19 protein-coding genes and 1 pseudogene are annotated in these 23,353 nt (G+C 66.2%); 6 read left to right on the plus strand and 14 right to left on the minus strand.

What is annotated here, in order from left to right; all coding sequences use genetic code 11:
* Positions 1-82: 82 nt before the first annotated feature.
* The 9 genes from AC07FN_RS43575 to accC form a co-directional block, all read right to left on the minus strand.
* Positions 83-1,366 (minus strand): recombinase family protein, encoded by a 1,284-nt coding sequence (locus AC07FN_RS43575; protein ID WP_478400978.1) that lies wholly within the window; start codon positions 1,364-1,366, stop codon positions 83-85.
* Between the two features lie 272 nt (positions 1,367-1,638).
* Complete coding sequence (locus AC07FN_RS43580) at positions 1,639-2,196, minus strand: hypothetical protein (protein ID WP_478400979.1); 558 nt, start codon at positions 2,194-2,196, stop codon at positions 1,639-1,641.
* A gap of 626 nt (positions 2,197-2,822) precedes the next feature.
* Positions 2,823-4,226, minus strand: coding sequence for an MFS transporter (locus AC07FN_RS43585; RefSeq protein WP_478400980.1), 1,404 nt, complete (start codon positions 4,224-4,226; stop codon positions 2,823-2,825).
* 58 nt (positions 4,227-4,284) lie between these two features.
* A complete protein-coding gene (locus AC07FN_RS43590; RefSeq protein WP_478400981.1) occupies positions 4,285-5,457 on the minus strand; it encodes a thiolase C-terminal domain-containing protein in 1,173 nt (390 codons plus the stop codon).
* Positions 5,458-5,460: 3 nt separating this feature from the next.
* Positions 5,461-7,005, minus strand: coding sequence for a class I adenylate-forming enzyme family protein (locus tag AC07FN_RS43595; RefSeq protein WP_478400982.1), 1,545 nt, complete (start codon positions 7,003-7,005; stop codon positions 5,461-5,463).
* Entirely contained in the window at positions 7,005-7,427 is a 423-nt protein-coding gene (locus tag AC07FN_RS43600) for a Zn-ribbon domain-containing OB-fold protein (protein ID WP_478400983.1), read from the minus strand. Before AC07FN_RS43600 ends, AC07FN_RS43595 begins: the two co-directional genes overlap by 1 nt.
* Entirely contained in the window at positions 7,420-8,916 is a 1,497-nt protein-coding gene (locus AC07FN_RS43605; RefSeq protein WP_478400984.1) for a hypothetical protein, read from the minus strand. Before AC07FN_RS43605 ends, AC07FN_RS43600 begins: the two co-directional genes overlap by 8 nt.
* Before the next feature lie 4 nt (positions 8,917-8,920).
* Positions 8,921-10,357: a hypothetical protein gene (locus AC07FN_RS43610; protein ID WP_363822023.1), complete on the minus strand. Its 1,437-nt coding sequence runs from the start codon at positions 10,355-10,357 to the stop codon at positions 8,921-8,923.
* On the minus strand, positions 10,354-11,784 hold the full coding sequence (gene accC, locus AC07FN_RS43615; RefSeq protein WP_478400985.1) for an acetyl-CoA carboxylase biotin carboxylase subunit: 1,431 nt from the start codon (positions 11,782-11,784) through the stop codon (positions 10,354-10,356). The genes AC07FN_RS43610 and accC overlap by 4 nt, the downstream gene beginning before the upstream one ends.
* 224 nt (positions 11,785-12,008) lie before the next feature.
* Here accC and AC07FN_RS43620 point away from each other — a divergent pair, with 224 nt between their 5' ends.
* Entirely contained in the window at positions 12,009-13,217 is a 1,209-nt protein-coding gene (locus AC07FN_RS43620) for an IS110 family RNA-guided transposase (protein ID WP_478400986.1), read from the plus strand.
* 8 nt (positions 13,218-13,225) lie between these two features.
* Here AC07FN_RS43620 and AC07FN_RS43625 read toward each other — a convergent pair whose 3' ends face one another.
* Genes AC07FN_RS43625 through AC07FN_RS43640 form a run of 4 tightly spaced genes read right to left on the minus strand, consistent with a single transcriptional unit; the run spans position 13,226 to position 17,555 of the window.
* Positions 13,226-13,756: an acetyl-CoA carboxylase biotin carboxyl carrier protein gene (locus tag AC07FN_RS43625; protein ID WP_478400987.1), complete on the minus strand. Its 531-nt coding sequence runs from the start codon at positions 13,754-13,756 to the stop codon at positions 13,226-13,228.
* 41 nt (positions 13,757-13,797) lie between these two features.
* Positions 13,798-15,420, minus strand: coding sequence for an acyl-CoA carboxylase subunit beta (locus tag AC07FN_RS43630; protein WP_478400988.1), 1,623 nt, complete (start codon positions 15,418-15,420; stop codon positions 13,798-13,800).
* A 33-nt stretch (positions 15,421-15,453) separates the two neighbouring features.
* Positions 15,454-16,359 carry a CoA-binding protein gene (locus AC07FN_RS43635; RefSeq protein WP_478400989.1) on the minus strand — a complete coding sequence of 302 codons (906 nt, stop codon included), beginning with the start codon at positions 16,357-16,359 and terminating at the stop codon, positions 15,454-15,456.
* The gene (locus AC07FN_RS43640; RefSeq protein ID WP_478400990.1) at positions 16,356-17,555 is read right to left on the minus strand and encodes an ATP-grasp domain-containing protein; all 1,200 of its coding nucleotides are present in this window, start codon (positions 17,553-17,555) and stop codon (positions 16,356-16,358) included. Before AC07FN_RS43640 ends, AC07FN_RS43635 begins: the two co-directional genes overlap by 4 nt.
* 140 nt (positions 17,556-17,695) lie before the next feature.
* Here AC07FN_RS43640 and AC07FN_RS43645 point away from each other — a divergent pair, with 140 nt between their 5' ends.
* The 5 genes and pseudogenes from AC07FN_RS43645 to AC07FN_RS43665 all read left to right on the plus strand — a co-directional run bounded on the left by AC07FN_RS43645 (position 17,696) and on the right by AC07FN_RS43665 (position 21,608).
* Positions 17,696-18,628: a LysR family transcriptional regulator gene (locus AC07FN_RS43645; protein WP_478400991.1), complete on the plus strand. Its 933-nt coding sequence runs from the start codon at positions 17,696-17,698 to the stop codon at positions 18,626-18,628.
* A gap of 177 nt (positions 18,629-18,805) precedes the next feature.
* Positions 18,806-18,971, plus strand: a pseudogene (locus tag AC07FN_RS43650) (IS3-like element ISRhosp5 family transposase); the annotation flags it as partial.
* A gap of 1,265 nt (positions 18,972-20,236) precedes the next feature.
* Positions 20,237-20,470 (plus strand): hypothetical protein, encoded by a 234-nt coding sequence (locus tag AC07FN_RS43655; protein WP_478400992.1) that lies wholly within the window; start codon positions 20,237-20,239, stop codon positions 20,468-20,470.
* Positions 20,471-20,482: 12 nt separating this feature from the next.
* Positions 20,483-20,932 carry a hypothetical protein gene (locus AC07FN_RS43660; RefSeq protein ID WP_478400993.1) on the plus strand — a complete coding sequence of 150 codons (450 nt, stop codon included), beginning with the start codon at positions 20,483-20,485 and terminating at the stop codon, positions 20,930-20,932.
* An 85-nt stretch (positions 20,933-21,017) separates the two neighbouring features.
* Positions 21,018-21,608 carry a helix-turn-helix domain-containing protein gene (locus AC07FN_RS43665; RefSeq protein WP_478400994.1) on the plus strand — a complete coding sequence of 197 codons (591 nt, stop codon included), beginning with the start codon at positions 21,018-21,020 and terminating at the stop codon, positions 21,606-21,608.
* Between the two features lie 143 nt (positions 21,609-21,751).
* On the opposite strand, the gene AC07FN_RS43670 is transcribed toward AC07FN_RS43665, so the two are convergent.
* The gene (locus AC07FN_RS43670; RefSeq protein ID WP_478400995.1) at positions 21,752-22,891 is read right to left on the minus strand and encodes a hypothetical protein; all 1,140 of its coding nucleotides are present in this window, start codon (positions 22,889-22,891) and stop codon (positions 21,752-21,754) included.
* Positions 22,892-23,353 lie beyond the last annotated feature (462 nt).

A 23,353-nucleotide genomic window follows, 5' to 3' on the forward strand; every position in this document is an offset into this window, starting at 1 on the left:
TGGCTCAGTTCCAGCAAGGCCAGTTTCGGTCCACGACCATCGCCCATACCACACCCTAACAACCTGACAATGAATCAACGACTCACGACACTAGGACCGAGTTGGTGAGCTCGGATGCGAGCTCCGCGAGCAAGTGGTCTTCGCGGACATAGACACTCTTGGGCTGATCCGGTGTGCGCTGCTGACTGCTGGTGTGCCCATGGCGACACCGGTAGCCGGGACGCCGGTTCGCCCAGTGCGCATCCATACGGCGATGGCAGATCCCGCACCGCAGGAGACCCGCGAACCGGTACGTGCGGGTCGTACCGTCACCGGTCGGTCGCGCGGACCGGATGGCCTGCACAGTCACGAAGTCAGCTTCGCTGACCAACGCCGGATGCGTGGCCCGTGTCGAGATCACCCACTCCTGCGGCGTGCTCCATAAATGCAGCTGCGAGTCCTCGTCGTTCGTGGCGCGGCGGGCCTGCTGGCGATTCCACACCTGGCGACCGGTATAGCGCGGGTTGGCCAGGATCGACGCCACCGTCGGCACCGTCCATGCCTGGCCGGCACGGTGCAGATTTCGGTCCCGATCAACGCCCGACGGACACGGCACATGTTGACCGTTGAGAGCCCGAGCAATACCCGAGATACTCTCGCCCGCCCGACGTTGCGCGAACATCCAACGCACATACGGTGCCGTAGCGGGATCAGGTTCCAATCGCTGCATCCGCCGCCCCCACCGTGCGTGTGCCTGATTCGGATGCGGGCCAGCATCAACAAGCCGGTACCCATACGGCGGCCGACCACCAAGATAACGCCCCTGATCACGAACCTGAGCACACATCGCCGCCAGCACCCGATGCCGAGCCCGAAGAACCTCCCGCTGAGACTGCACACCAAGCATCGTCATCAGCGCTTGGTGATTGGGATTGCCGGCCTGGAAGGGCCCGCCAGCCTCCGGAAACCACACCTGCACGCCGTGACGCTCAAAAAGCGGCAACATACGGGCAAACTGATTGCCGCTGAAGGCACGCTCATACTCACCGACCACGATCGCATCGAAACCCCGATCCTGATCGCCGAGCGCCGCCAACAGAGCCGCGGCTCGCGGACGCCGCGCCCACGGCAAACGACGAGAACATCCAGCGTCGAAGAACTCCGCCACAATGACACCGTGCCCGGCGATAGTGTGCTCTGCCGCCTCCCGTTGCCAGGCAGCCGAGGTAGCGCAGTGCTGATGACGACGCGTGGAAGTACGGCCGTAGAAAGCAAACCGAATTCCGGCGCCGTCACAACGGGGCGTCCGCCGTGCTGTCCGGCGACCGGCTTGCTCAACCCAGGTGCCAAACACATCCTCACCATGCTTGTGCTGGGTAGTCGTCATCCTGTTCCCTCCCCGTCGGCGAAACCTTCTCCGGCGAGACGAAGCAAGCAATGGCCGGTGATGCCACGCACGCTGCTGCCACCCGTTCAGCCGATCTGCGGCAGAGGACGCGAGGTAGAAAGGGCCGTTCGAGGCCGACTAGCCGACCCGTACCGAGATCTGCTCGTCGCCGTCGATGTCGGCCGATGAGGCTGCTTCTCTGGCCAAGGCGGAATTACTCAAGATCTGTTCAGGGTGTGTTCGCCCGTACGTGGAGAAACGGGAAGATCGCCTCATTTGGCAAGGCCGTAACGTTGTCGCTCGTCGGTGGTCAGCGACCGGCCAGTTATGGAAGCAATTTCCTGCTCGATGACGCTCAACTCGAGCGGGCGGCGCCATGTTCGCGTGGTGTGGTCGTCCCAAGTCGTCGCTCTGGACGCGCAGTCTGATGACCAGTACAGATCGAGTGCTTGTGGGCCGTGTGCGTTGGTGTCGACGGTGGCGAGCGAGCGGCCTGTCGTCGGATCCCAGATGATGAGTGACGCGTGATCGATGCTGGCGAGGTAGCTGTCGGTCGGGGACCACTGGAGCAGCCCGATGGTGTCCGTGTGAGCAATGCAGGATGTGACCGGCTCGCCAGTGTCGGCGCTATACAGGTGGATTTTTTTCGTCTTGACTGACGACCGGTTGACGCCGGCGGCGTCGGCTTCGGCTGGGCTGCGCATCGCGCCTTCGAGGTACCAATCGATCTCATGCCAGGTGTTGGCGCTGTCGGTGTCGCCTACTTCGAGTTGTTCCGCCAGCAACTCGCGCAGCACGTGGGCCAGCTCGCGGGACAGCTCGACGATCACCAGGTCGGCGTCGTCGCTGCGGCGGCTGAAGGTTTGCAGCCCTGCTTACCGCTTCTCGGTACCGGCCAACCGTGATGATCCGGACGACAACTCGGAACGCGTTGGAGCACACCGTCGCGGAATGAGTCTTGCTCAAGTCGAAAATGCCCGCTGCATGGACCCCCGAACTCCGGATCGTCGCAGAAGCGACGCTGTGGCAGCGACTCTTCAGCCCACACCACCACTAACGCCACAAGATCAGTGTCTAGTCGCGCCGCAGTTGTCCGTACGTGTGCCGGTGGGCTCTTGTGCCTGCGGAATGTTCCACACTTGCCAGACATCGAGCCCACCGTGCTGGGCAACGTAGTATTCGGTAGCTCAGCGGCTGGGCTACCGATCGTGGAGAGCGGCGCGGATGCACCCGACAAACTCTCGCTGCGGTGGCGAGCTTCCACGACTGGGCGACCCTCTCCAAGGATGCTGCGAGCCCGCGCCCCTCGAAGTGCCCGCATGTGTTACCGCCACTCGTGATCGGCTTCTCCGCCTGTGCCATATGTTCTGGAATCCCGGGCCTTGAAGCGGTTACCGGTCATCCGGTGGGCGCCATCCTCGCCTGTGATGCAAGCGGGGCCGTGGGGCGTCAGAACTCAGGATGCTCCTGCCTGGTCGATGCTCATGCCGCGGGTTTCACGAGCACGGAGCACGACGGGTCCGAGGCACACCAGGAAGATCGCGCAAATGAGCCAGAACGGGGCACTCGTCCCCCAATTGACTTGCAGGAATGGAATCAACGCGACGACGAGAACTCCACCGAAGCACCGGCTCGCGGACTCCACGAACCCGGCGGCGGTTCCCCGTGCGTGAGTGGGGAATTGCTCGGCCGTGAACAGCTTGGTGAAGGGCACCAAACCCGTGCAGAAGAACGCGCTGACAAGACCGAAGGCGACAGCCAGTGCAATGCTCTGGGATAGTGCGAGCATGCTGAAACCGAACACGGCGCCGAGGCTGTAGGTGAGGAAGGTCTTCTTGCGGCCGAATCTGTCGGCAAACTGCCCTACCGTGATCGCCCCCACTGCGCCAGCGATGATGATCCCGATGGTGGTGACCAGCGCTCCCTGGGCTGACATCCCCATAGCCGCGTAAATCGTTGATGCGTACACCAAGAGCACATAGGCACCGGCACTTGCACCGGCGCAGATCAGTAGGCACAGAACGAGTCGGCCGAGCAGCGGCCGGCGAAACAGGGCCGCAGACCCGCTGCCTCGTTGGGTGCCGGCCTCGTTTTCCGCTTGCATGATGGCAGTGATCCCGGGGTGCAAGAGCTCGTTGTCGTGCTCGTATCCCGCCTCGCGTTCCATCCGCTCCACCAACGCCTGCGCTGCGGCTTCGCGTCCCTTGAGCAGCAGCCAACGCGGGCTTTCAGGCAGATACCGGTAGATGAACGGCACCGCCAGGATCGGCAGGCCGCCGAGGAGGAACAGGATGCGCCAGGCCAGATCGACCGGAAGGCGGTCGATCACGGCGAGCGCAGCGGCCTGGGGAATCAGATAGCTCAGCGCGAGCACCGCGGACGCCGCGGCGATCATTCTTGCGCGGGACCGGGTCCCCAGCAGTTCCGAGAGCATGAGGTACGGGATCGGGAAGACCGCGCCGAGCGCGAGGCCGCCCAGAAGGCGCATCGCCATAATCCAACCGACATCCGCCGACACCGCGCACAGCGCGGAGAACAGCGAAAACAGTGTGACGCCCCAGAGCAGCACCACCTTGCGGCCGTGGCGGTCGATGAGACGACCGGCGAGGGCTGCGCCCACGATGATGCCGCTGGTGGACGCGATCCCGAGCTGGGCGGTGCCCTGAGCCGTCAGGCCCCAGGACTCCTTGACCAGCAGCAGGATTGGGCCGATCACCCCGGTCTCGAACCCCTCCGCGACCCAGATGACGGTCACGAGGATCGTCGTCAGCAGCGCTGTCCTCGTCATGGGTAGCCGGTCGAGGCGGGACAGCAGGTTGGCCGTCATCATAGCGTCCGGCGCGATAGTTTTCTCTTGCATAGTGCCCCCCTTGGAGGGATAAGTGGTAGGGCGAGACCACGATGGCCGGGCCGAGAAGTCAGCTCGCGTCCAGGATCATGACCATGTGTGCGGACATGACCATTCCTCCGGCTTGCACCAGGCAGGTGCGTGCGCCGGGGACCTGACGCAGGTCGCATTCACCGCGCAGCTGGCGGACCGCCTCGATCGTCAACTGCATGCCGAACTGGCCGGAATGGTTGAACGAGAGTCCTCCTCCGGAGGTGTTCAGTGGGAAGGTCCCTCCCGGGGCTATTCGGCCGCCGCCGACGAATGCGCCGGCGCCGCCGGGTTCGCAGAAGCCGAGCGCTTCCAACGCAACGAGCACGTTGATGGTGAATGCGTCGTAGATCTGGACCAGGTCGATGTCCTGGCGGTCGAGCTGCGCCATGGCCAGTGCGTCGTCGGCGACCATGCGCAGGGCGCCGTTGTCGAGCCAGTCCTCGTTGCCGAGGGGTGTCATGTGATGCCGGTAGGTATCACCGAAGCCTCGAATCGACACCGGTTTCCGCGCCAGGTCGCGGGCGCGGTCGGTGCTGGTCAGGATCATGGCGCCGGCGCCGTCGTTGATCTGGCAGATGTCGAACTTGCGGAGCGGGTCGGCGATCACGGGTGAGGCGAGGTAGTCATCCATGGTCAGAGGCGCCTGGAGTGCTGCGTTCGGATTGAGCTGTGCCCAGCGGCGGGCGGCGAGGGCCACCTCGCCGAGATCTTCTGGCGCACAGCCGAAGCGACTGAGGTACAGCTGGGCCAACATGGCGTAGTACCCGACCGGATTGAGCATTCCGTACGGCGTGGCGAACTGGCCCATCGGCGAGCGCGGGTCCTGGACAACGCCGCCCCGTGCACGACTCTTGTCCAGGCGCTGGGTGCTGCCGTAGGTGACCAGGGCGACCTCGCACAGGCCTGCCTCGATGGCGGCCATCGCATGGACCAGGTGGGTGATGTTGGACTGGCCGCCGACCACCGTGTTGTCGACATACCGTGGGTGAATGTCCAGGTACTCCGCAACGAGGAGTGCGTTCGCACGATCGTCCCAGTGTGCGAAGACACCGTCGATGTCGGCCAGGCCGAGCCCGGCGTCGAGCATCGCCAGGCGTGCTGCCCGGCATTGCAGCGACAGCGACGTGGAGCCGGCGGGCGCCCTCCCCAGTCCCGCTTCACCGACCCCGACGATGGCGTACCGTCCCGCAAGGGTGCGCTTGTCCGCCATCTCTCAGTCCGTCCCCGTGTGTTCGTCGATGAGCTTGGCGCGTACGTCTTTCTTGAGGACCTTGCCGACCGAGCTGCGCGGCAGCGTGGGCCAGAACTCGACCTGCTTGGGGGTCTTCATGCTGCCGAACCGGTTCCGGCACATCTCGGCGATGCTCTCGGCGGTCACATCGGACTCCGACTTCAGCTCGATCACGGCGGTGAGCCGCTCGCCCCAGTCGTCGTCGGGCACACCGACGACCGCGCAGTCCTGCACCGCGGGGTGCGACCAGATCAGCTGCTCGATCTCGCTGGGGTAGATGTTGAATCCGCCCGAGATCACCACGTCTTTTTTGCGGTCGACGACGTAGAGGTAGCCGCTCTCGTCGAAGACCCCGATGTCGCCGGTGTGGTGCCAGCCGAAGCGGTGGGCTTCGGCGTTCGCCTCGGGATTGTTGAGGTATCCGGGACAGACCAGTTCACCTCGGGCGACGATCTCCCCGCGCTGACCGGCCGGGACGAAGTCGCCGTGGTCATCCATCAGCGCCACCTCACACGCCCCGGTCGGCCGGCCGGCCGACGCGAGGTGTTTGACGGCCGCGGGGTCATCGCTGAGGTAATGATCCTGACGAGACAGGCACGTGATCACTCCCGGTGCCTCGGACTGACCGTAGAACTGGACGAACACCTGGCCCCACAGCGCCAACCCTTCCTTGAGCTTGTCGACCGACATCGGCGCAGCGCCGTAGATCACGTACTCGAGGGAGGAACAGTCACGGGTCTGTGCGTCCGGATGCGCCAGGAGCCGGTAGATCATTGTCGGCGGTAGGAAGATGTGCGTCACTTGCTCCCGCTCGATCAGTTCGAGGATCACCGCGGGATCGGTCGACGGCGCCAGCACGTTGCGCGTGCCGAAGGCGGACAGCCCCATCGCCGTCGCGCCCGCAGCATGGGTCAGCGGCGCTACCACCAGGTGCACCGGTTCTTTCGCCGGTGCGGTGAATTGATTGGCGATCCGGTAGGCGGAGAGCAGGCAGCGGTGGGTCTGCACGATCGCCTTCGGACGGCCCGTCGTGCCGCCGGAGGACTTGATCAACGCAATGTCGTCGAGATCTCGTCGGGTGTCGCAGATCTGTCCACTGTGATCTCCCTTCCAGGTCTCGGTGCTCGGCCCGTTCGCGGTGTGCTCTTCGAAGGCGATACATGCTGTGAGCGTGGGTACTTCGGACCGGATGCGGTCGATGTGCGGGAGGTACTGCTCGTGGTAGACCAACGCCGACATTTCCGTGAAGCGCATGAACCAGATCAGGTCCTCGATCTGATCGCGGGCGTTGAGCGGCACGTAGGTGGCGCCCGCGCGCAGGATCCCGAGCATCGCGACGAAGCCGTCGGGATGATTGGGGGACAGAATGCCGATGTTGCCGTTCCCCAGGCCTTCCTGGGTCAGTCCGTGCGCAATCGCGTGCGACGCGTCCACGACGTCCTGGTAGCTGAGCCGTACTGTGTCGGACTGCAGAAATGTGCGCTCCGGGTATCGAGCGGCACCCGCGTCGAAGTAGTCGGTGATCATCAGTCTTCCAGCTCTGTCAGAGTGAATTGGGGAAGGACGGTGGTACTGCTGATCCGTTCGAAACGCACTGCGACTCGGGCGCCGACGCGGATGCGGTCGATCGGGCAGTCCACGATGTTGGTCAGCAGCCGCACCCCCTCGTCGAGGTCGATCATGGCCACGGCATAGGGGAGTTTGTCCGCCATCGAGGGATGCGCGGGAAGCCGGCAGATCGTGAAGGTGTAGATGCGCCCCAGCCCCGCGGACTGCACCCAATCCAGCCGTTCCGACAGGCAGGCCGTGCAGAAAGCGCGCGGGTAGAACTGGTGGCGACCGCAAGTTTCGCAACGCTGGACCACCAGGCGCTCGTCTGCGGCGGCCTCCCAGTAGGCCGCCGTCTCGGCGGTGGGGCGAGGTTCCGGGCGCAGCGCGGCGTCAGCCATTGGCGCGCAGTTCGACGCCGGGTGCCACCAGTCGCACGTTCCGCCGGCTCGGCATCCGTCCGAGCCCGGCCACCAACTCCACGATCGACTGCTCGACGCTGAAGGTGTCCTCGACCGGGACGAGTGCGTCGATCTTCTGGTCGTCGTACATGTACCGCAGGATCATCTCGTCCGGCGAGAGGTGCCCGTACCGTTCGCGCAGTCGCGGCAGGATCGGGTCGAGCTGCGGCGGTGTCTCGGATATGTCGCGCGAGCCGTTGTGCATCACCAGGTCTCTGACGTTGTCGTCGACGGGCAGAGGCAGCACGCCGAAGTATCCGCACACATACTTCTTCACCTCGTCCGGCACCACGGCGTAGCGCTCGGTGTTCAGGACGTTCATCACCGCCTGGGCCGCGACGATGGCGGGGAACGGCGTCGCCATGACGGGCGAACCCAGCTCCTCGCGAACCCGGCCGATCTCCTCGATCACCGCCGGCAGCTTGTCCGCAATTCCGGCCGCCTTCAGCTGCGCCTCGAGATTCGTCATGGCGCCGCCGGCGTACTGCGTCTGGTAGTTCGAGGGGTCGTACTCCGCCGGGACACCCACCGGGTAACCCAGTTGGTCGGCGAGCCTGCCCAGGTAGTCCCCGACCTCGTCGAGCAATCGGTCGTCGACGGCGACGTCGAACCCCAGGGCGCGCAGGTCCCGGGCCATCATCTGGGCCGATGGCAGCGAGTTGCCGTTGGCCAACGGGTCGATCGCGGTCAGGATCTGATCCGCGCCGTACACCGCCGCCTCGAGAGCGACCTGCGGCCCCATCCCCGTCAAGCAGTGCGTGTTCAGCTCCAGCCGGGTGTCGCCGATCGCCGCCCGCAGCGCCGGTACCAGCGTCCGGGTGCGCTCGACGGTCAGGCTGCCACCGGCATCCGCGAGGCAGATCGTGTCCGGGCCGAAGCGCTCGATGACCTCTCGTGCCTGCCGGACGTAGAAATCGTCGTCGTAGCCCGGCGCGAGGTTGAACACGAGAGCGATCGTGACCTTCGCCCCGAGCCGTTTGGCGACGCGGATTCCGGGTGCCACGTTGTCCCACGAGTGGAGGGAGTCGAGGACCGCGAAGTCTCGGATGCCGTTGACCAGCATCCGCTCGATGAAGAGCTCGTTGATGTCGTCCGGCTGGGGGTAGAAGCCATGAAGCAAATTGCTGCGGATAGCACCCCGGAGGGGCGTCGTCGTGATCCGATCACGGAGCAGCCGCACCCGCTCGAAAGGGTCCTGATTCAGAAACAGGATTCCGGCGTCGAAGCCCACCATCGCTAGCGCCTCGACGGAACCGAAGCCCGCGTCTTCGATCTTCTCCGCGATCGGCAGCATGTGTTCGGTGCGCATCCGGGTCGCCCACAGGCACTGATGAGCGTCCCGGAGCGTACCGTCGGTCAGGGCGATCGTCCGGCGCTTACCCGTCCGGGCGTATTCCGCCTCGACGAGGTTTCGAAGGTTGGTGAGCACGGGATCACCCTTCCTGTTGCAGATGGATGCGGACACCGGGCGCGTGCACACTCAACGTGGCGTACCGGCCGGCGCGCTCGAGCAATCCGCGAGCGAGGCTCTCGTAGGGTGTCAACGCCTCGTACGGCACCACGTCCGCCCTCCTCGGGACCGTGGCGATCGTGACTCCGGCCACCCAGGCGAGCAGAGCATCCTCATCGTCGGCCTCGAGATCGGTTTCGACTGCCGGGGACGAGGATTCGGATGACAGCAGTGAGCCGACCCGCGCCTGGAGGTCGGTACGAAGGTCACCATCGACCGTGCCGTACGCGCCCTGCAGCAACCGGCGCAGCACCGGCCGCAGGCTTTCGTATCTCTGCTCGCCATCGAAGTGACACATCGCCTGCTCGGCGATCGCGCGGGCGAAGGGGGCCACCATCGGCGGCGAGCCCATCTCACGGCGCACGGCCGCGCACTCGGCGGCGAACTCGTGCAGGTCTGCCCAGCGTCCACGCTCGCGCACGGCCTGCCGAACGTCGGCCGCCACCTCTCCCGGCAGCTGATGGACGTACGTCGCCAAATCGAAAGGCCACGCCGCCGCAGCCGGAAAGCCTTCCTGGTCAGCGATATCGGCGAGGATCGCATCGGCGGCCAGCAGGCTGTCGAGGTCAGGCAGATCCAGATGGCGATGCTCGCGTTGCAGGACGCGGATCAATGACGGCAGCGACGGCAGGGAGGCGCCGTTGGCGACCGAGGGCAGCGCCGTGTCGATGCCACTGACGCCGAGGCCGCCGGCCTCGAGAGCGACGACGGTCCCGAGCGCGGTATGGCATCGCGTGTGGAGGTCGAGTGGAGTGCTGCCGAGCGCCGCCACCAGTGCCGGGAAAAGGTCGTGAGCCCGATCCGGTGTCAGTACTCCGCTCTCGTCCCGCAACATCACCCGCGCAGCGCCGGCAGCGACGAGCGAGGCCGCTCGCTGCGCGTAGGTTTCGTCCGACACGCCGTCATCGGCCGCATAGGGCAGGGCGGCAATGGCGGTCAGCCCCGCGGTGGAGGCGGATTCCAGAGCCGCCTTGAGGCGAGCCAGTTCCAGCAACGGATCCAGCAGGACCACCTGCTGCAGGCCCGCCGCGGCGAGTGCCGACAGCCAGCCGTCGATCGCCGTGGGGCCGAGCACGTCGGCGCCCGGTCGTCCATGCCCGGTCAGCAGGTTGACGGTGGCGCGCAGCGGAACGGAGCCGTAGTGCCGCCGGGCGAGTTCCACCCGCTGCAGCGGGTGCTCATCGCGGGCCAGGCATTCGTCCAGGACCGCCGGACTGAGCACCTCGACCGCCGCGAGCCCACTGGAGGACAACGCTCCGGCGGGGGCGAGGAGCATCCGATCATCCAGTGCGCCAGCCCAAACCGCGGCCTGGCCGTCGGTAAGACTCGTGTCGGTGAACGTGAGCCGGTGGCTGCTCATGCCGATGCTCCCGCCTCTGCGAGGGACTGACGAGTGCCGAGGTCCCGGTCACGCGATGGGAGAAAGGTGTCCTCGACCCATCTCGTGGTGACGGCCCCCTCGGAGAAGTGCGGGTGGGCGAGCACCGCGTGGTGGAACGCCGCGGTGGTCGTCGGACCGGTGACCGTCAACTCGGACAGCGCGGTGCTCATCTTCTCGATCGCCTCGGCCCGGGTGGGGGCGTGCACGATGATCTTCGCGAGAAGTGAGTCGTAGTACGGCGAGACCGTGTACCCCGAATGGCAGTGGGTGTCGACGCGCACGCCCTCCCCGCTCGGCGGCGCCCACTCCTCGACCAAGCCAGGACTGGGGAAAAAGCCCCGGCCGGGGTCCTCGGCGTTGATGCGGCACTCGATGGCGTGGCCGTGCAGGACGATGTCGTCCTGCGCAAAGGACAGCGGCAGGCCCGATGCGATGCGGATCTGCTCGGCCACCAGGTCGCGTCCGCTGATCATCTCCGTCACGGGATGCTCGACCTGGATGCGGGTGTTCATCTCCAGGAAGTAGTAGCTGTTGTCGCGGTCGTCGACGACGAACTCGACCGTGCCCGCACCGACGTAATCCACATTCCGCGCGAGGCGGACCGCGCTCTCCCCCATCGCGGCACGTTCGTCTTCCCCGAGTACCGGTGAGGGTGCCTCCTCGATCAGCTTCTGATGGCGGCGCTGCGTCGAGCACTCACGCTCACCCAGATGCACGATGTTGCCGAACTGATCACCGATGACCTGGATCTCGATGTGCCGCGCTCGTTCGATGAACTTCTCGACGTACAGCGTGGGATCACCGAAGGCCGATTGGGCCTCCGAGGATGCGGATCGGAACGCGTCCGGGAGCTCCTCGGCCGACCCCACGACCCGCATGCCGCGGCCGCCGCCGCCCGCAGTCGCCTTGATCAGCACCGGAAAACCGATCTGGGTGGCGATCGTCAATGCCTCGTCCGGATCGGACACCGCGCCGGAGCCGGGCACGCACGGAACGCCTGCCTCCGCAGCCAGGCCCACCGCCGTGATCTTGTCGCCCATGCTGTCAATGGACTCAGGCGTCGGACCGATGAAGATCAGGCCGGCGGCACCACAGGCACGGGCGAACGACGCGCGTTCGGACAGGAATCCGTAGCCGGGATGGACTGCGTCGCACCGGGTCCGTTTCGCGGCCCGGACCAGCAGGTCCGCCCGGAGGTAGCTGTGTGTCGGCTGGGGCGGGCCGATGACGACGACCTCGTCGGCCATCCGCGCGGCCAGGCTGTCGACGTCCGCCTCGGATACACCGAGAACGGTTTCTATGCCGAGCGAACGGCACGCCCGGATGATGCGAACCGCGATCTCGCCGCGATTGGCGACGAACACCCTCCGGATGTCGTGCCGAACGATGGGGATGTCGCCGGTCATGCTGCCCTACCTTTCTGGTGTGCCCCCGGTCGTCCGGAAAGATCGGGGTGTGCAGGCGGGGCAGAGATGGCTTTCATGCTGGCTGCCCGTGATGGTTCAGGATGCTGGGCCCTCTGCCCCGCCCCCTTGTTCTGACCGCTGATTAGGCACTGCGATCGATCGCTATGTAGGGCGTTGGCGGCGGAACGGGGACACATCGCACCGTCTGACTGATCGGAGGATCGATGGCGGTAAAGGTGGGAATCGATGTCGCCAAAGAATTCCACTGGGTGGCGATCGTGGTGGCCGAGAGCGGGAAAGTCCTTGTCTCTCAACGCATCGACAACGATCCCGACAGTATCGACGTCCTGATCGGCCAGCTGCGGCAGGCCGAGGCCGACCACGGCGAGCTCACTGTCGCGATCGATTTGATGGGCGGTGTGGCCAGCCTGCTGACCGCCATGCTCCTCGATGCCGGTATCCACCTGGTGCACGTGCCGGGCCTGGTGGTCAACCGAGCCCGCCGCGCCACCAAGGGCGGTGAGGCCAAATCCGACCCCCGCGACGCCCAGACCATCGCCGACCAGCTGCGGCTGCGCAGCGACTGGCGCGAGGTCACCACCAGCGACGACATCACGCTGGACCTGCGCATGCTGGTGAGCCGCCGCCGTGAACTCGTGGTGGACCAGACCCGCCGCCTGGCGCGGTTGCGGGAGACCCTCGCCAGCTTCTTCCCCGGCCTGGAACGCGCCGTGGACGTCACCAACCTCGGCGACCTGCGGCTTGTGGCCCGCTATGTCACCCCGGCCGAGATCCGCAGGGCCGGTCGGCGCCGCATCACCGAGCACCTGCTGCACGCTGGTGTCCGCCGCCCCTACGCCGAAGCCCTGGCCGACAAGACACTGGCAGCCGCCAAAACCCAGCAGACAGTCGTGCCCGGCGAGGCGCGGATGGCCGAGTTCGCCCGCGAGTTCGCCACCGAGGCCATCGCGGTCCGGCGCCGTATCGGGGAGCTGGACGCCCAGATCGCCGAGGATCCCGACCGCCACCCTGACGCGGCCCTCATCCGCAGCCTGCCGGGGATGGGGGCCACCCTGACCGCGGAATTCCTCGCGGAGGCAGGAAATCTCACCCGATTCACCACCGCCGACCAGCTCGCCTCGGCCGCGGGACTGGCGCCTGTGCTGCAGCAGTCCGGCAAGATGCACTACCTGCGCCGGGCCACCGCCGGCAGCAAGACTCTGAAGTTCGTCTTCTACCAGTCCGCGTTCTGCGCCATCCGCACCGACCCCGCCAGCAAGGCCTTCTACCGGCGCAAACGTGCCGAGGGCAAACGACACCACCAAGCCCTCATCGCACTCGCTCGACGCCGTATCAACGTCCTGTTCGCCCTGCTGCGCACCCGCCAGCCCTACCAACCCGACTACAAGACCAACACGGCTACCGCTGCTTGACAAAAACATTAGGCAGCGTCCTCCGCCTCGGCTGGATCGACGATCATCAGGATCTGGTTGTGCTCCACAGCTTGCCCGTGCTCGGCGAGGATCGAATGGACCCGGCCCGCTGCCGGCGCCGCGACGGAGTTGAACATCTTCATGACCTCGACCAGGCACAGCGTCGCGGACGCCTCGACCTGCTGGCCCTCTTCCACGAACGGCGGCTGATCCGGTGCGGGCGTGCGGAAGAACGTGCCGGGCATGGGCGCCCGGATCGCGATCATCCGATCCGGGACCTCGGATGTCGCCGGGCTGCTGACGGCCATCGGGGCAGCGGTCGGGGCACTGGCCGGCGCGGGTGGCGGCGCCTTGACGTCCGGGGCCGCGGTGGTGGAGGGTGCTGCGGGGAGTTCGACCGGCAGCGCACTCAGCTGCGCGGCCCCGGGTTTGCGCGCCTGCAGGACCACGTCTCCGATCCGAAGGTCGAGCGAATCCAGATGCTCCGCGGTATCCAGCAGTTCAAGAACGCGTCGGACGTCTGCGTGTTGGAGATTCATGTTCCATTCCTCGTAAGTCGCATTCGCGATGGGGTCTGCGGTCAGGCCCGCATGGTGCGCGCGGTCGTACCGAGGTGTTCGGGCAGGATTCGGTAGGCCTGACGGACCCATTCGCACAGCATCGGACGGGTGTCGCGGGGATCGATGATGTCCTGGATACCGAACCGTTCGGCGGTTCGAAACGGGTTCTCCACGGGTTGGAAGCGGGCATACAGCTCCTTGCGGAGCGTGTTCGGGTCATCGCTTTCCGCGAGCGTGCGCCGGTAGGCGGCTTCGACGCCGCCCTCGATGGGGATCGATCCCCAGTGCGCCGTCGGCCAGGCGAGACGCCGGTTGATGCTGCCACCACCCACCGGGCCGTAGGCGGCGCCGGCCAGCCCGTAGGCGCGACGCACGAACAGCGAGAGCCAGGGGACACGCGCCTGCTCGAGCGCCATCGCTGCCCTGATGCCCTTGCGCAGGGTGCCCTTCTGCTCGGCATCGCTGCCGACAAAGGTGCCGGGCTGGTCGATCAGGTTCACCACCGGCAGGTGGAAGGTGTCGGCCATGTCGACGAACCTGGTGATCTTCTCAGCGGAGTCGACGGTCAATGAGCCGCCGAGCCACCTGGGATCATTCGCGAGGACCGCGACGGGATGACCGTCGAGACGTGCGAGCATCGTGATCTGAGATTGTCCGAAGTAGCGTCCGATCTCGAACAGGCTGCCGTCGTCGAAGACCGAGGCCAGCAACTCGCGCATGTCGTACGAGTACTGCTTGATCGCCGGAATCGTCGTGGACAAGGCCTCATCACGACGGTCCACCGGATCGGCGCAGGGCATCACCGGAGGGAGCTCATGGACGCTCGACGGCAGGTAGGACAAGAAGCGGACGACTTGCTCGAGTGCCTCGAACTCGTCGGCTGCCTCGTTGTCGACGACACCTGATCCGCGCGCATGCACACCCGAGCCGCCGAGTTCGGCATTGGTGACGTCTTCGCCCACGGCCTTTTTCACCACCGCAGGTCCACCGGCGAAGAGATAGGAACCTTCGGCGGTCATGATCGACAGGTGGCTCGCGCACACCCTTACCGCACCGAGGCCGGCGGCGGCGCCGAGCGCGACGCCGACGACGGGGACGGTGCCCAACAACTCCACCATCGGCCAGTGCGGGTATCCGGGAATCTTGGTGGCAGACATCTGCTCGAGGAGGTTGACGCTGCCGCCGGCGGTCTCGACCAGCCGGATCACGGGCCAACGGTAGGTCAGCGCCAAGCGCTCGACGTACTGCCACTTCTCGGGGTTGGTCGCCTCCGACGACCCCCCTCGCACGGTGAAGTCCTCGGCCACGACGATCACGTCACGGCCATCGATCTTCGCCTGCCCGCACACAACATTCGACGGTTCGACCGAGATCAGCTGCCCGCGTTCGTCGTAGCGGGCCGAGCCGGTCATCATGCCGATCTCCCGCCACGATCCCTCGTCGACGAGTCGCTCGACGCGTTCGCGCGCCGTCAAGCGGCCGCGCGCGTGTTGGCGCTCGATCTTGTCTGGGCCACCCATCGCCAGGGCGAACTCACGGCGCTTGGCTATTTCCGCTTCGAACCACGGCCGGCCGGTGCTGTCCGCGGCGCTGGTGCCGACGGTCAGGGCCGGGGAATCCGCTCGGGATTCGATCTGGGGCATGGCGAGGTTTTTCCTGTCTGTCAGGGATGCCGGTCAGCGAGAAACCGCGGCCGGGAGTGCTTCCGCGAGGTGCGCGCGTACGTCATGCGTCGAGCGGGCCACGAGGACGCCCGCGTCGGCGAGCGCTGCACACTTTTCCTGCACGGTCGCACCATCGGCGCCGCGCGGCGCGTGACCGAACGTCAGCGCCGACGGCAAGGAATCGCCGGCACGACCGGCCACCATCGCGATGATCGGCACCTCGATTCGTCCGTCTGCCACCGCGAGGGCCAAGTCGACTTCTTGGCGACTGGACGGTTCTCCGAAGACCACCACGGCGCAGGTGTTCGGGTCACTCGCGACCAGTTCGACGCTTTCGGTGAGGGTGGTGCCGACCGTCGGCATGCCGCCGATGGACATCTGCACGCTGGTACCCAATCCCCACGTCCGCATCAACATCGACAGTTCGGAGGCCATGCCGCCGCTCCGCGAGACGATGCCCACCGACCCGGGGGCGAACCGCTGCCACGGTTCGTCACCGCCGGGACAACCGATTCTGGCCACGCCTGGGACGACGACGCCCTGGGAGTTCGGTCCGATCACGCGGCAGTTGTGCGCTCGCGCGACCTCGAGCGCCCGAAGCCAACGATGCTGTGGAATGTTCTCCGAGCTGACCACGATCAGCTCGATTCCCGCCTGCGCCGCCTCCGCGACCGCATCGGCCGCGGCCTGCGGCGGCGCGTAGCTCATCGCCACCTGTGCACCCGTCGCCGCGACGGCCGCGGCGACGGTGTCGAAGACCGGCACCCCGTGCACCTCGGAGCCGCCCTTGCTGGGTGTGACACCGGCTGCCACCTTGACACCGGACTCGATCATCCATCGGGTTTCCAGCTGCCCTTGCCTACCGGTGATGCCTTGCACGAGAAGCCCAGGACCAGCTTCGAGAAGTCGACGAATCATCGGGCAAGCCCTTCCAGTTCCTGCGGTGACCGTTCCATGGCGGACAGCAGTAGGTCACATGCATCTTCGAGAGACGCTGCGCGATCAAGTACGAGCGCTCCTGGCAGGCGCTCTTTCAGGACTGCGTGGGCCTCTGCTTCGTGCGGGCCGGCCAGCCGGACGATAGTCGGCACACGAGTAGCGTCGAATCCGGCCCGATCCGCGGCTGCAACGAACTCAAGCGCGACGTCACGCGCATCGGCGAGACTCAGTACTGCGCCGCCGAACAGCACCCCGCGAAGCCCGGGGACAGAGAGCGCGGAACTGAAGAGTGTCTGCAGCTTCTCACTACCGGCACCTGGCGAAGCGTCGAGATAGCAAGCGGGGCGGACGCCGAGATCCGTCAGGTAGTCCAGCCCCAGAAGTCCCGCACCGCCACCGGTGATCATGCAGGCGACGTCGCCGTCCAACTCGAAGAACTTGATGCCGGCCCGGTTCGGCTCGGCGGCGTCGGCCTCGCGCACTGCCAGCTCGCGCGGGGTGGGTGCGCGGTCCAGAACAGCGTCGGGATCGACCAGCGGTGTCGGTCGGAGTGCCTGTGCGGCCGGATGGCCGTGGGGATCGAATTCGACCGCCACACCGACGGCGACCAGTCGCTCACCGTCCCAACGGAACGGATTGACCTCGATGAGGACGGCCTCCGCATCGCAGAAGGCGGTCCACAGGACCTGCAGCGCACCAGCGATCGCACTTCGCAGCCGTAGGTCGTGGACGGCAGCCTCATCGAGCAGGGCCGCTACCACGTGGTCCTCGAGGCCTTCCGCCAGACCGACCGTCGCGGCTGCCGCCTGGTGCGCGTCGAAACCGACGCCGCCGGTGGCATTGGCACGTACGACGACGCCACGTGTGGTCTCGTCAAGGGCAATGGAGAGGTAGCACTCCGCACCCTCAACGTACTCCTCCACCACTGCGGGCACGCCACTTCGAAGGGTTGCGGTCACGGCGGACGACAGCTCGTCCCGGGACCGGCAGATGTGCACGAGGCCGGCGAGACCCTTGCCGCTGCCCGCGATGTCGGGCTTGACCACCCACGGTGGCCCGAACGCAGGCCCGTTCGACGCCGATAGCTGCTCATCCGTCGCGACGATCAACTCGGGCGTCTCGACGCCGAGCCGGCGCAGCCATGGCATCGCGGCGCTCTCGGTAGCGCGGGGCATCTCGTCTCCCTTCATCCAGGGCCTCAGGAGGTGGGCCTCTCGATTCGCCTATCAGCGTGATGCAAGTTACTGATTGAAGGAAGTGGTCACTGTCGACCACAGCGATTGCCATCATCGATCGCGCCGCCTATGGTCTCGGCATGAGATCGGAACAGCTGCGCTACCTGGAGGCGGCGGTCCGCCACGGTTCCCTGCGCAAGGCAGCTCAGGAGGCCGGCGTCGGGCAGCCGACGCTCAGCCAGCAGATCCGGCGCCTCGAAGAGGATCTCAACGTCATCCTGCTGATCCGCCGCGCCAACGGGGTCCTCCCCAGCGCCGAGGCCCGGATTCTGCTCCCACACATCAGGCAGGTGCTGCAGGCCGACCGCGCCCTTCGAGAGGAGGCCGGCCTGATCAACGGACTGCGCAGCGGCAGCGTCCGTCTCGGCGCAGTCACCACGGCCAGCCAGATACTTCTGCCGAGAGTGGTCCCGTCCTACCGGAACTCGTTTCCCAACGTGCGCTTTTCAGTGAAGGAATCCGGCTCCCAGGCAGTGCGCGACAGCGTGACGAACGGCGAGCTCGACCTCGGGCTGGTGGTGGGCCCCAGCGATCGGGCCGCCAGCGCGAGCCTCACCGCAACCGATCTGATCACCGATGAAGTCGTGCTGTGCGTGCACCGGAGCCATCCGCTGGCGAACAAACCAACCGTCAGCATCCAGGACCTCGAGGGCCAGTCCTGGGTGGTCTCCGCGCGCGGCTTCGCATTGCGGGAGCTGGTGGACTCCACATTCGCACCAACAGCACAGGACATCGTTTACGAGACGACCAACCCGCACACGAGCCTGCTCATGGTCACCGCCGGAGTGGGCATCGCCATGCTGCCCCGGCATACGCTCCGCGACCACCACGTCGACGAGATCGCCACACCTCTAACGGACTGGGGCCCGCCCCAGCTGACCGTCTGCATGATATGGCGCACGGACACTCAACCAGCGCCCGCGGTACGAAAGCTCATCCAGGCACTGCGCGAGGTCAGTGCGGAGTGGTCGCGCAACTACCCGCTGAAGCAGTCGATACCCCCCAAACCGTAGTCGCAATTGTTGGCCGCCATGTGCATGGGACCGCCCTGAGCGGTTTTCTGCCAACTTCATGGGACCACCTGGATTGCCAGCTATGGGACCATTCGGCGTGAATACACGGACCACTTCTTCAACACCGCCACTCCGATCGGTGGAGCGTACCAAGGACCTTGGACAGGGCCTCTCCTGTTGATGCATGAGCATGCGATCATGCTCCGTCATCTGCGGAAACGTAAACGCACCACGATTCCGGATCCGACTGCGCCACCGGCGCCGGACCTGCTCGGGCGGGACTTCACCTCCACTACGCTCGCGGCGGTGCGGGGATATCACGTATCTGCCCGTCGGCGATGGCTGCCTGCCCAGCCACAAACACAAGTAACTACGCCCAGTCGAACTAAGGCTCAAGCCCCTTCTGATGGAGCTCGTCGACGTCCGGGGAACCCAGCGCTAGCATCGGCGCCATGGAGATAAATCCCCGGGTCGGGGATTCCTCCCACTGGCAGGGGTTCAAGTCCCCCCTCGGACACAAAATCGCGTGAAATTTCCCCATCACAGCGAGTACTTGAACACCGCATCGCGGCGGCCCTTCGGCCGTCGCGATTTCTGGCGTCTGCAGGGGTGTTGCCCCCTGATGTGCACTGGTCACCAGGGCGATGGCCATGAGTGAGCAGATCGTCACGGGCCTGGTGCCGCCCGTGGTCACCGATCATGGCTCTCCGGCCGAGGTTGGGAGCGGTCAGTGTCGTGGCCTGCCTCTGCCGGTCATCACGCGACGCCGTGAACTGCCGGTGACCTACGGCATGGTCCGGATGGACTCGTCCGGCCGGGTCTCAGCCAGCGTGCGATTCAGTGGCAGGGTCCGATTCGAACGGGAGCTCAAGGGAGAAACACGCTCGTGGCCGAGTTTCAGGCAGATCGCTACGACGCGGAGGTTCAGCGGCGGGTCGACCAGCTGATGACCGACCTCCACGCGCGCATCGATGCGCGTCTGGCCGCACGCCGACGCACTGGAGGGCGAGAAGGAAACCAACGCGGCTGGCCGGGCCGTGGCACCGGGTTTCGGCTTTGGCCGCGTCCGGCGTGACCACTGGGAGGCCACGCCGGACGCGGTACCGGGAAGTAAGGGGATGGTGGTGGGCCGGGCGCAATCCGGTGATCCACCACCAGCCGAGTGTCCGCATCAGACGTACTCGCGGGCCGGGCGCCCCGAACGCCGCAGCCTGCTACGCAGGCTAATCGCTGTCCAGGGGACAGCGAGCTTGGGACGGTGCGTGGGACGCGGGGACCAGCCGAAATCCCAGCCGACAACCCGAAAAAGTGATCGCCGCCACCCCGAATGGTTGTGGTGGTTCCCACACAGGGGGACGTCAGCTGGGACGGCTGGGACTCATTTCCGGTCGTCAGGGCCGGTAATGATGGTTGCGCGGTGATCCATGTCGTACTCCGTGCCGAGCGGGCGCAATTCGTTCGGCACCGCGCCTACCGCTGTACGCGGCGGGCGCGAACCCAGAGATCGGCACCGGTGACGCCGACGCTTCACATTCAACACATCCGCATCACAACGGCGCGTCTTCTCCGGGACGCGTCCTTGACGTACAGGAAGAAGAGACCCCTCGAATGCTCGATCCTCACGGCGTGATCGCCGCATGCCCGGTGCCCGGCACCGCCGCCACGATCGTCGTGGCACGGGTGATCACGCTCGCCTTGATCTACACGGTGCTGCTTGTCCTCGTCGTGCTGAACCATCCGATGGGTACCGCGATGAACGTGGTCCTGCTCGGTGGCGTCGCGGCCTTGATGCTCAGCGGCCGGCTGCAGCCTCGTTGGGCGCTGACCACCCCGCACCTGTGAGCGAGGTGGCTGATGTTCACCCCCGCCCCCTCCGGCGATCACGATGACACCGAGTCCTGGCAGGCCCGTCTGGCCGCATTCCACCGTGAATTGCTGCGGATCTGGCGCCGCGCCGGCGCCCCAACGCCTGAAGCGATGGCCGCCAGCACCGGGCTGTCACCGGGACGCTTCCACGTGGTGCTGGAGTTCCACGGCCTGCCGGACTTCGACGAGGTGGCCGCATTCCTGCGCGCCACCGGCGAGGAACCGGCGCTGCCGCGGTGGCGCCAGGCATGGGAAATCCTGCGCGCTGACCAGCCTCGGCCACCAGTCGCTTCGACGGCGCCGGCAGCCGACGTGGCTGCTGCAAGAACAGCAACGACGATCCCGTGCCGGTGTTGCCGCGGCGGCAGCCTGCTCCGGAACTGTGGCCACCAGCCCCGCCTCCGGACCAGGCGCTGTCGCCGGTCCAAGCATGGCTGAACAGCGAAACCATGCTGGCGCACTTGGCCTGGATGGAGCTGCTGCACGGCGATCCCGATCCCGACCATACGCCCTGCACGCCGCGGTGGCTGCCACCACGGCGCAGGAGTTCAACCAGGCGCTGGATGCGCTGAGATGCCAGTCAGGGCTGTCGGTGCGGGATGTCGAGTACCGCAGTAACCACCGGGTGTCCAAGAGCGTGGTGCACCGGCTGGCCACCCAGACACGACTCCCGCCACGCACCGAGGTGGTCGATGCCGTCCTGCAGGCCTGCGGCGTCAGCGAACGCGAGGCCCGCCTGTGGCGGTGGGCGCTGGAGCGGCTGCGCCAGGGCGAATCGCCACCGACGTGGACCGTCATCGCCGGCGTGGTCCCCCACCAGCCCACACCCGGCCTCGAGTCGATCGCGCCCCGTCTGGAGCCAGTCGTCGAGCGGCAGATCCAGGCGGATGGCGGGTTGGTGCGGGATGCGGTGCGCAGCCCGTTGTGCCTGACCATCCTGGCCGCGGCGTTCGTCCTGACGGTGCTGATGCTCGGCCTCGGGTCGCTGCTGCACCCGGACGCCGATCTCGCGACCTTCCGACTGGTGGTCCCCACGATCGCACTCGTCACCGCCACCACAGCGGTCGCGCTGATCGCCATCGTGCGCCGACGGCGCCGACGCACAGCACCGTAACCGCCTGGCGGGCCTGCGCCACTGCTCGACAACCCCGTGGTGCAGGCCCGCCAGGACCAGGCCGCAACCCGCGTGGCGGCGGAAGGAATCCCGCATGACGGCAACATGCCGACGCCCCACCCACCCTGGGCATGATCGCTGCATCAGCTGGTCAGGCCACGTACGACTTCACCACCGATAAAGGGCTTGCCATCCGGCCCTTTGACATAAGGACCGCGGTAGATGACCTTGTGCCGCTGCTCCGAGGGATACCACTGACGGACCTTATGCATCCGAACCACCCAGCGATGCTGCCACCGACGGCCGTTCGCATTGCCTGGTTCGTCAACTGGCTTGCGGGATACCGAGCCCAGTTTGACTACTCGTACGTCCGGTGAAACGTCGGCTTTCTTAGCCGCCACCTGAGCGGCGTGGCGTACCTCGGCCGCTTCAGTGCTGGCGATTCTCTGCTCGCAGAGACGCCAGAAGGCGTAGAGGAATCTAATGGTGAAGTTGCCGTCGAGGTCGTCGATCTCGCTACCCGGGGTGTATTCACCGATCACCCGTTCTTCCTCGAACCCCAGATCACGGTTCCGGCGACGGGCTTCCTGGCTCGTCTGCTGGGCGACCGTTGCGTAGGCGGTGAGGTTACGTCGCTGCTGATCCGTCACGGTCATCCCGAACGGAACGCACCGCATGGCGTCTATTAGCAGGGGCGGTAGCGGGGTCCCTTGAGCACGGGCAGTGGCCTCGAAGTCAAGGAACGAATCGGGGCGCACCGGGCCGTGGCTGTCGTGGTACAGCGATACCCGCACAGCGGACAGGCTCTCGATCTCGCCGGTCTCCGGATTTGGCTTGGGCACCTGGGCCGGCGTGTTCCACCGGTAGGCGCGGTCATCGCCGAGGCTGCCATTGATTGCCTTGACAAGTAAGGGATAAGGCAGGACGAGTAGGCCGGACCGGCTGGGCAGATCGTTTTCGGTGATCAGACCGAGGTCGTCGGGGGTGAGCGTCTGGGCAGCGGCAACCACGACATCGCACAGCTCGGGGCTCAGGATGTAGAGGTCGGCACCGGCAAGCAAATCAGCCTCGTCGGCCAAGATTCTCTCGGTAGCCTCCATCCAGTTCCCGGGCCGCCACGTCTCTGGATAGCCCAAGCCCATGAACAACAGCGCGGCGGCGGACGCCCGCGCTGTCTCAGCGTCAGCCTGGGTACTCAGGTGTGCCACCTTGACCTGGAACTCCGACACCAACTTCGACGCTTGCCAGGCCCGCGCAATCGGCGCGTCCCGCAGAAACTGCACGGTGCCAATCCGCGCGTCTCGAGCCGCACGTGCCGCTCCCGCCGCCGTCCACGGCTTCGCCTTCCTAGACCCCATCGTCACACGCCCCCTGAACGCGGCCAATGCCAGATGATCACCTATTCATGTCACAGGTTGCGACAACGACATAGACGACCAAGCCAGACTTCACCCATACGCCAAATCAACCACTCGCTCCGACGCGGCGGCCGATCATCGCGCCAGATACCGGGTTCCCGGCACGAGCAGTGGACTGTTGCCGTGGCTTGAATCCATCTGGGCGCTGGTGGTCGCAGTGGTGTTCGCCGAGAACTTGATGGTCGGCTGATCGTTTCAGGGAGGACAGCAGCCCACATCACCGTCCGAGCGTGAGCAATGCTGGAGACCTGTGGATCGGCTGGGAAGGGGCGTACCTTCCCAGTGATCGGATGCAAGGTTCCAAGCATGGCCAGCGCTGCAACGCTG

Source organism: Saccharopolyspora sp. NPDC045941 (genome assembly GCF_056431445.1).

Coding starts and splice junctions, on each gene's coding strand:
- AC07FN_RS43575 (WP_478400978.1), bottom strand. CDS start 1,366: ATGACGACTACCCAGCACAAGCATGGTGAGGATGTGTTTGGCACCTGG.
- AC07FN_RS43585 (WP_478400980.1), bottom strand. CDS start 4,226: ATGCAAGAGAAAACTATCGCGCCGGACGCTATGATGACGGCCAACCTG.
- AC07FN_RS43590 (WP_478400981.1), bottom strand. CDS start 5,457: ATGGCGGACAAGCGCACCCTTGCGGGACGGTACGCCATCGTCGGGGTC.
- AC07FN_RS43595 (WP_478400982.1), bottom strand. CDS start 7,005: ATGATCACCGACTACTTCGACGCGGGTGCCGCTCGATACCCGGAGCGC.
- AC07FN_RS43600 (WP_478400983.1), bottom strand. CDS start 7,427: ATGGCTGACGCCGCGCTGCGCCCGGAACCTCGCCCCACCGCCGAGACG.
- AC07FN_RS43610 (WP_363822023.1), bottom strand. CDS start 10,357: ATGAGCAGCCACCGGCTCACGTTCACCGACACGAGTCTTACCGACGGC.
- accC (WP_478400985.1), bottom strand. CDS start 11,784: ATGACCGGCGACATCCCCATCGTTCGGCACGACATCCGGAGGGTGTTC.
- AC07FN_RS43620 (WP_478400986.1), top strand. CDS start 12,009: ATGGCGGTAAAGGTGGGAATCGATGTCGCCAAAGAATTCCACTGGGTG.
- AC07FN_RS43625 (WP_478400987.1), bottom strand. CDS start 13,756: ATGAATCTCCAACACGCAGACGTCCGACGCGTTCTTGAACTGCTGGAT.
- AC07FN_RS43630 (WP_478400988.1), bottom strand. CDS start 15,420: ATGCCCCAGATCGAATCCCGAGCGGATTCCCCGGCCCTGACCGTCGGC.
- AC07FN_RS43635 (WP_478400989.1), bottom strand. CDS start 16,359: ATGATTCGTCGACTTCTCGAAGCTGGTCCTGGGCTTCTCGTGCAAGGC.
- AC07FN_RS43640 (WP_478400990.1), bottom strand. CDS start 17,555: ATGCCCCGCGCTACCGAGAGCGCCGCGATGCCATGGCTGCGCCGGCTC.
- AC07FN_RS43645 (WP_478400991.1), top strand. CDS start 17,696: ATGAGATCGGAACAGCTGCGCTACCTGGAGGCGGCGGTCCGCCACGGT.
- AC07FN_RS43655 (WP_478400992.1), top strand. CDS start 20,237: ATGCTCGATCCTCACGGCGTGATCGCCGCATGCCCGGTGCCCGGCACC.
- AC07FN_RS43660 (WP_478400993.1), top strand. CDS start 20,483: ATGTTCACCCCCGCCCCCTCCGGCGATCACGATGACACCGAGTCCTGG.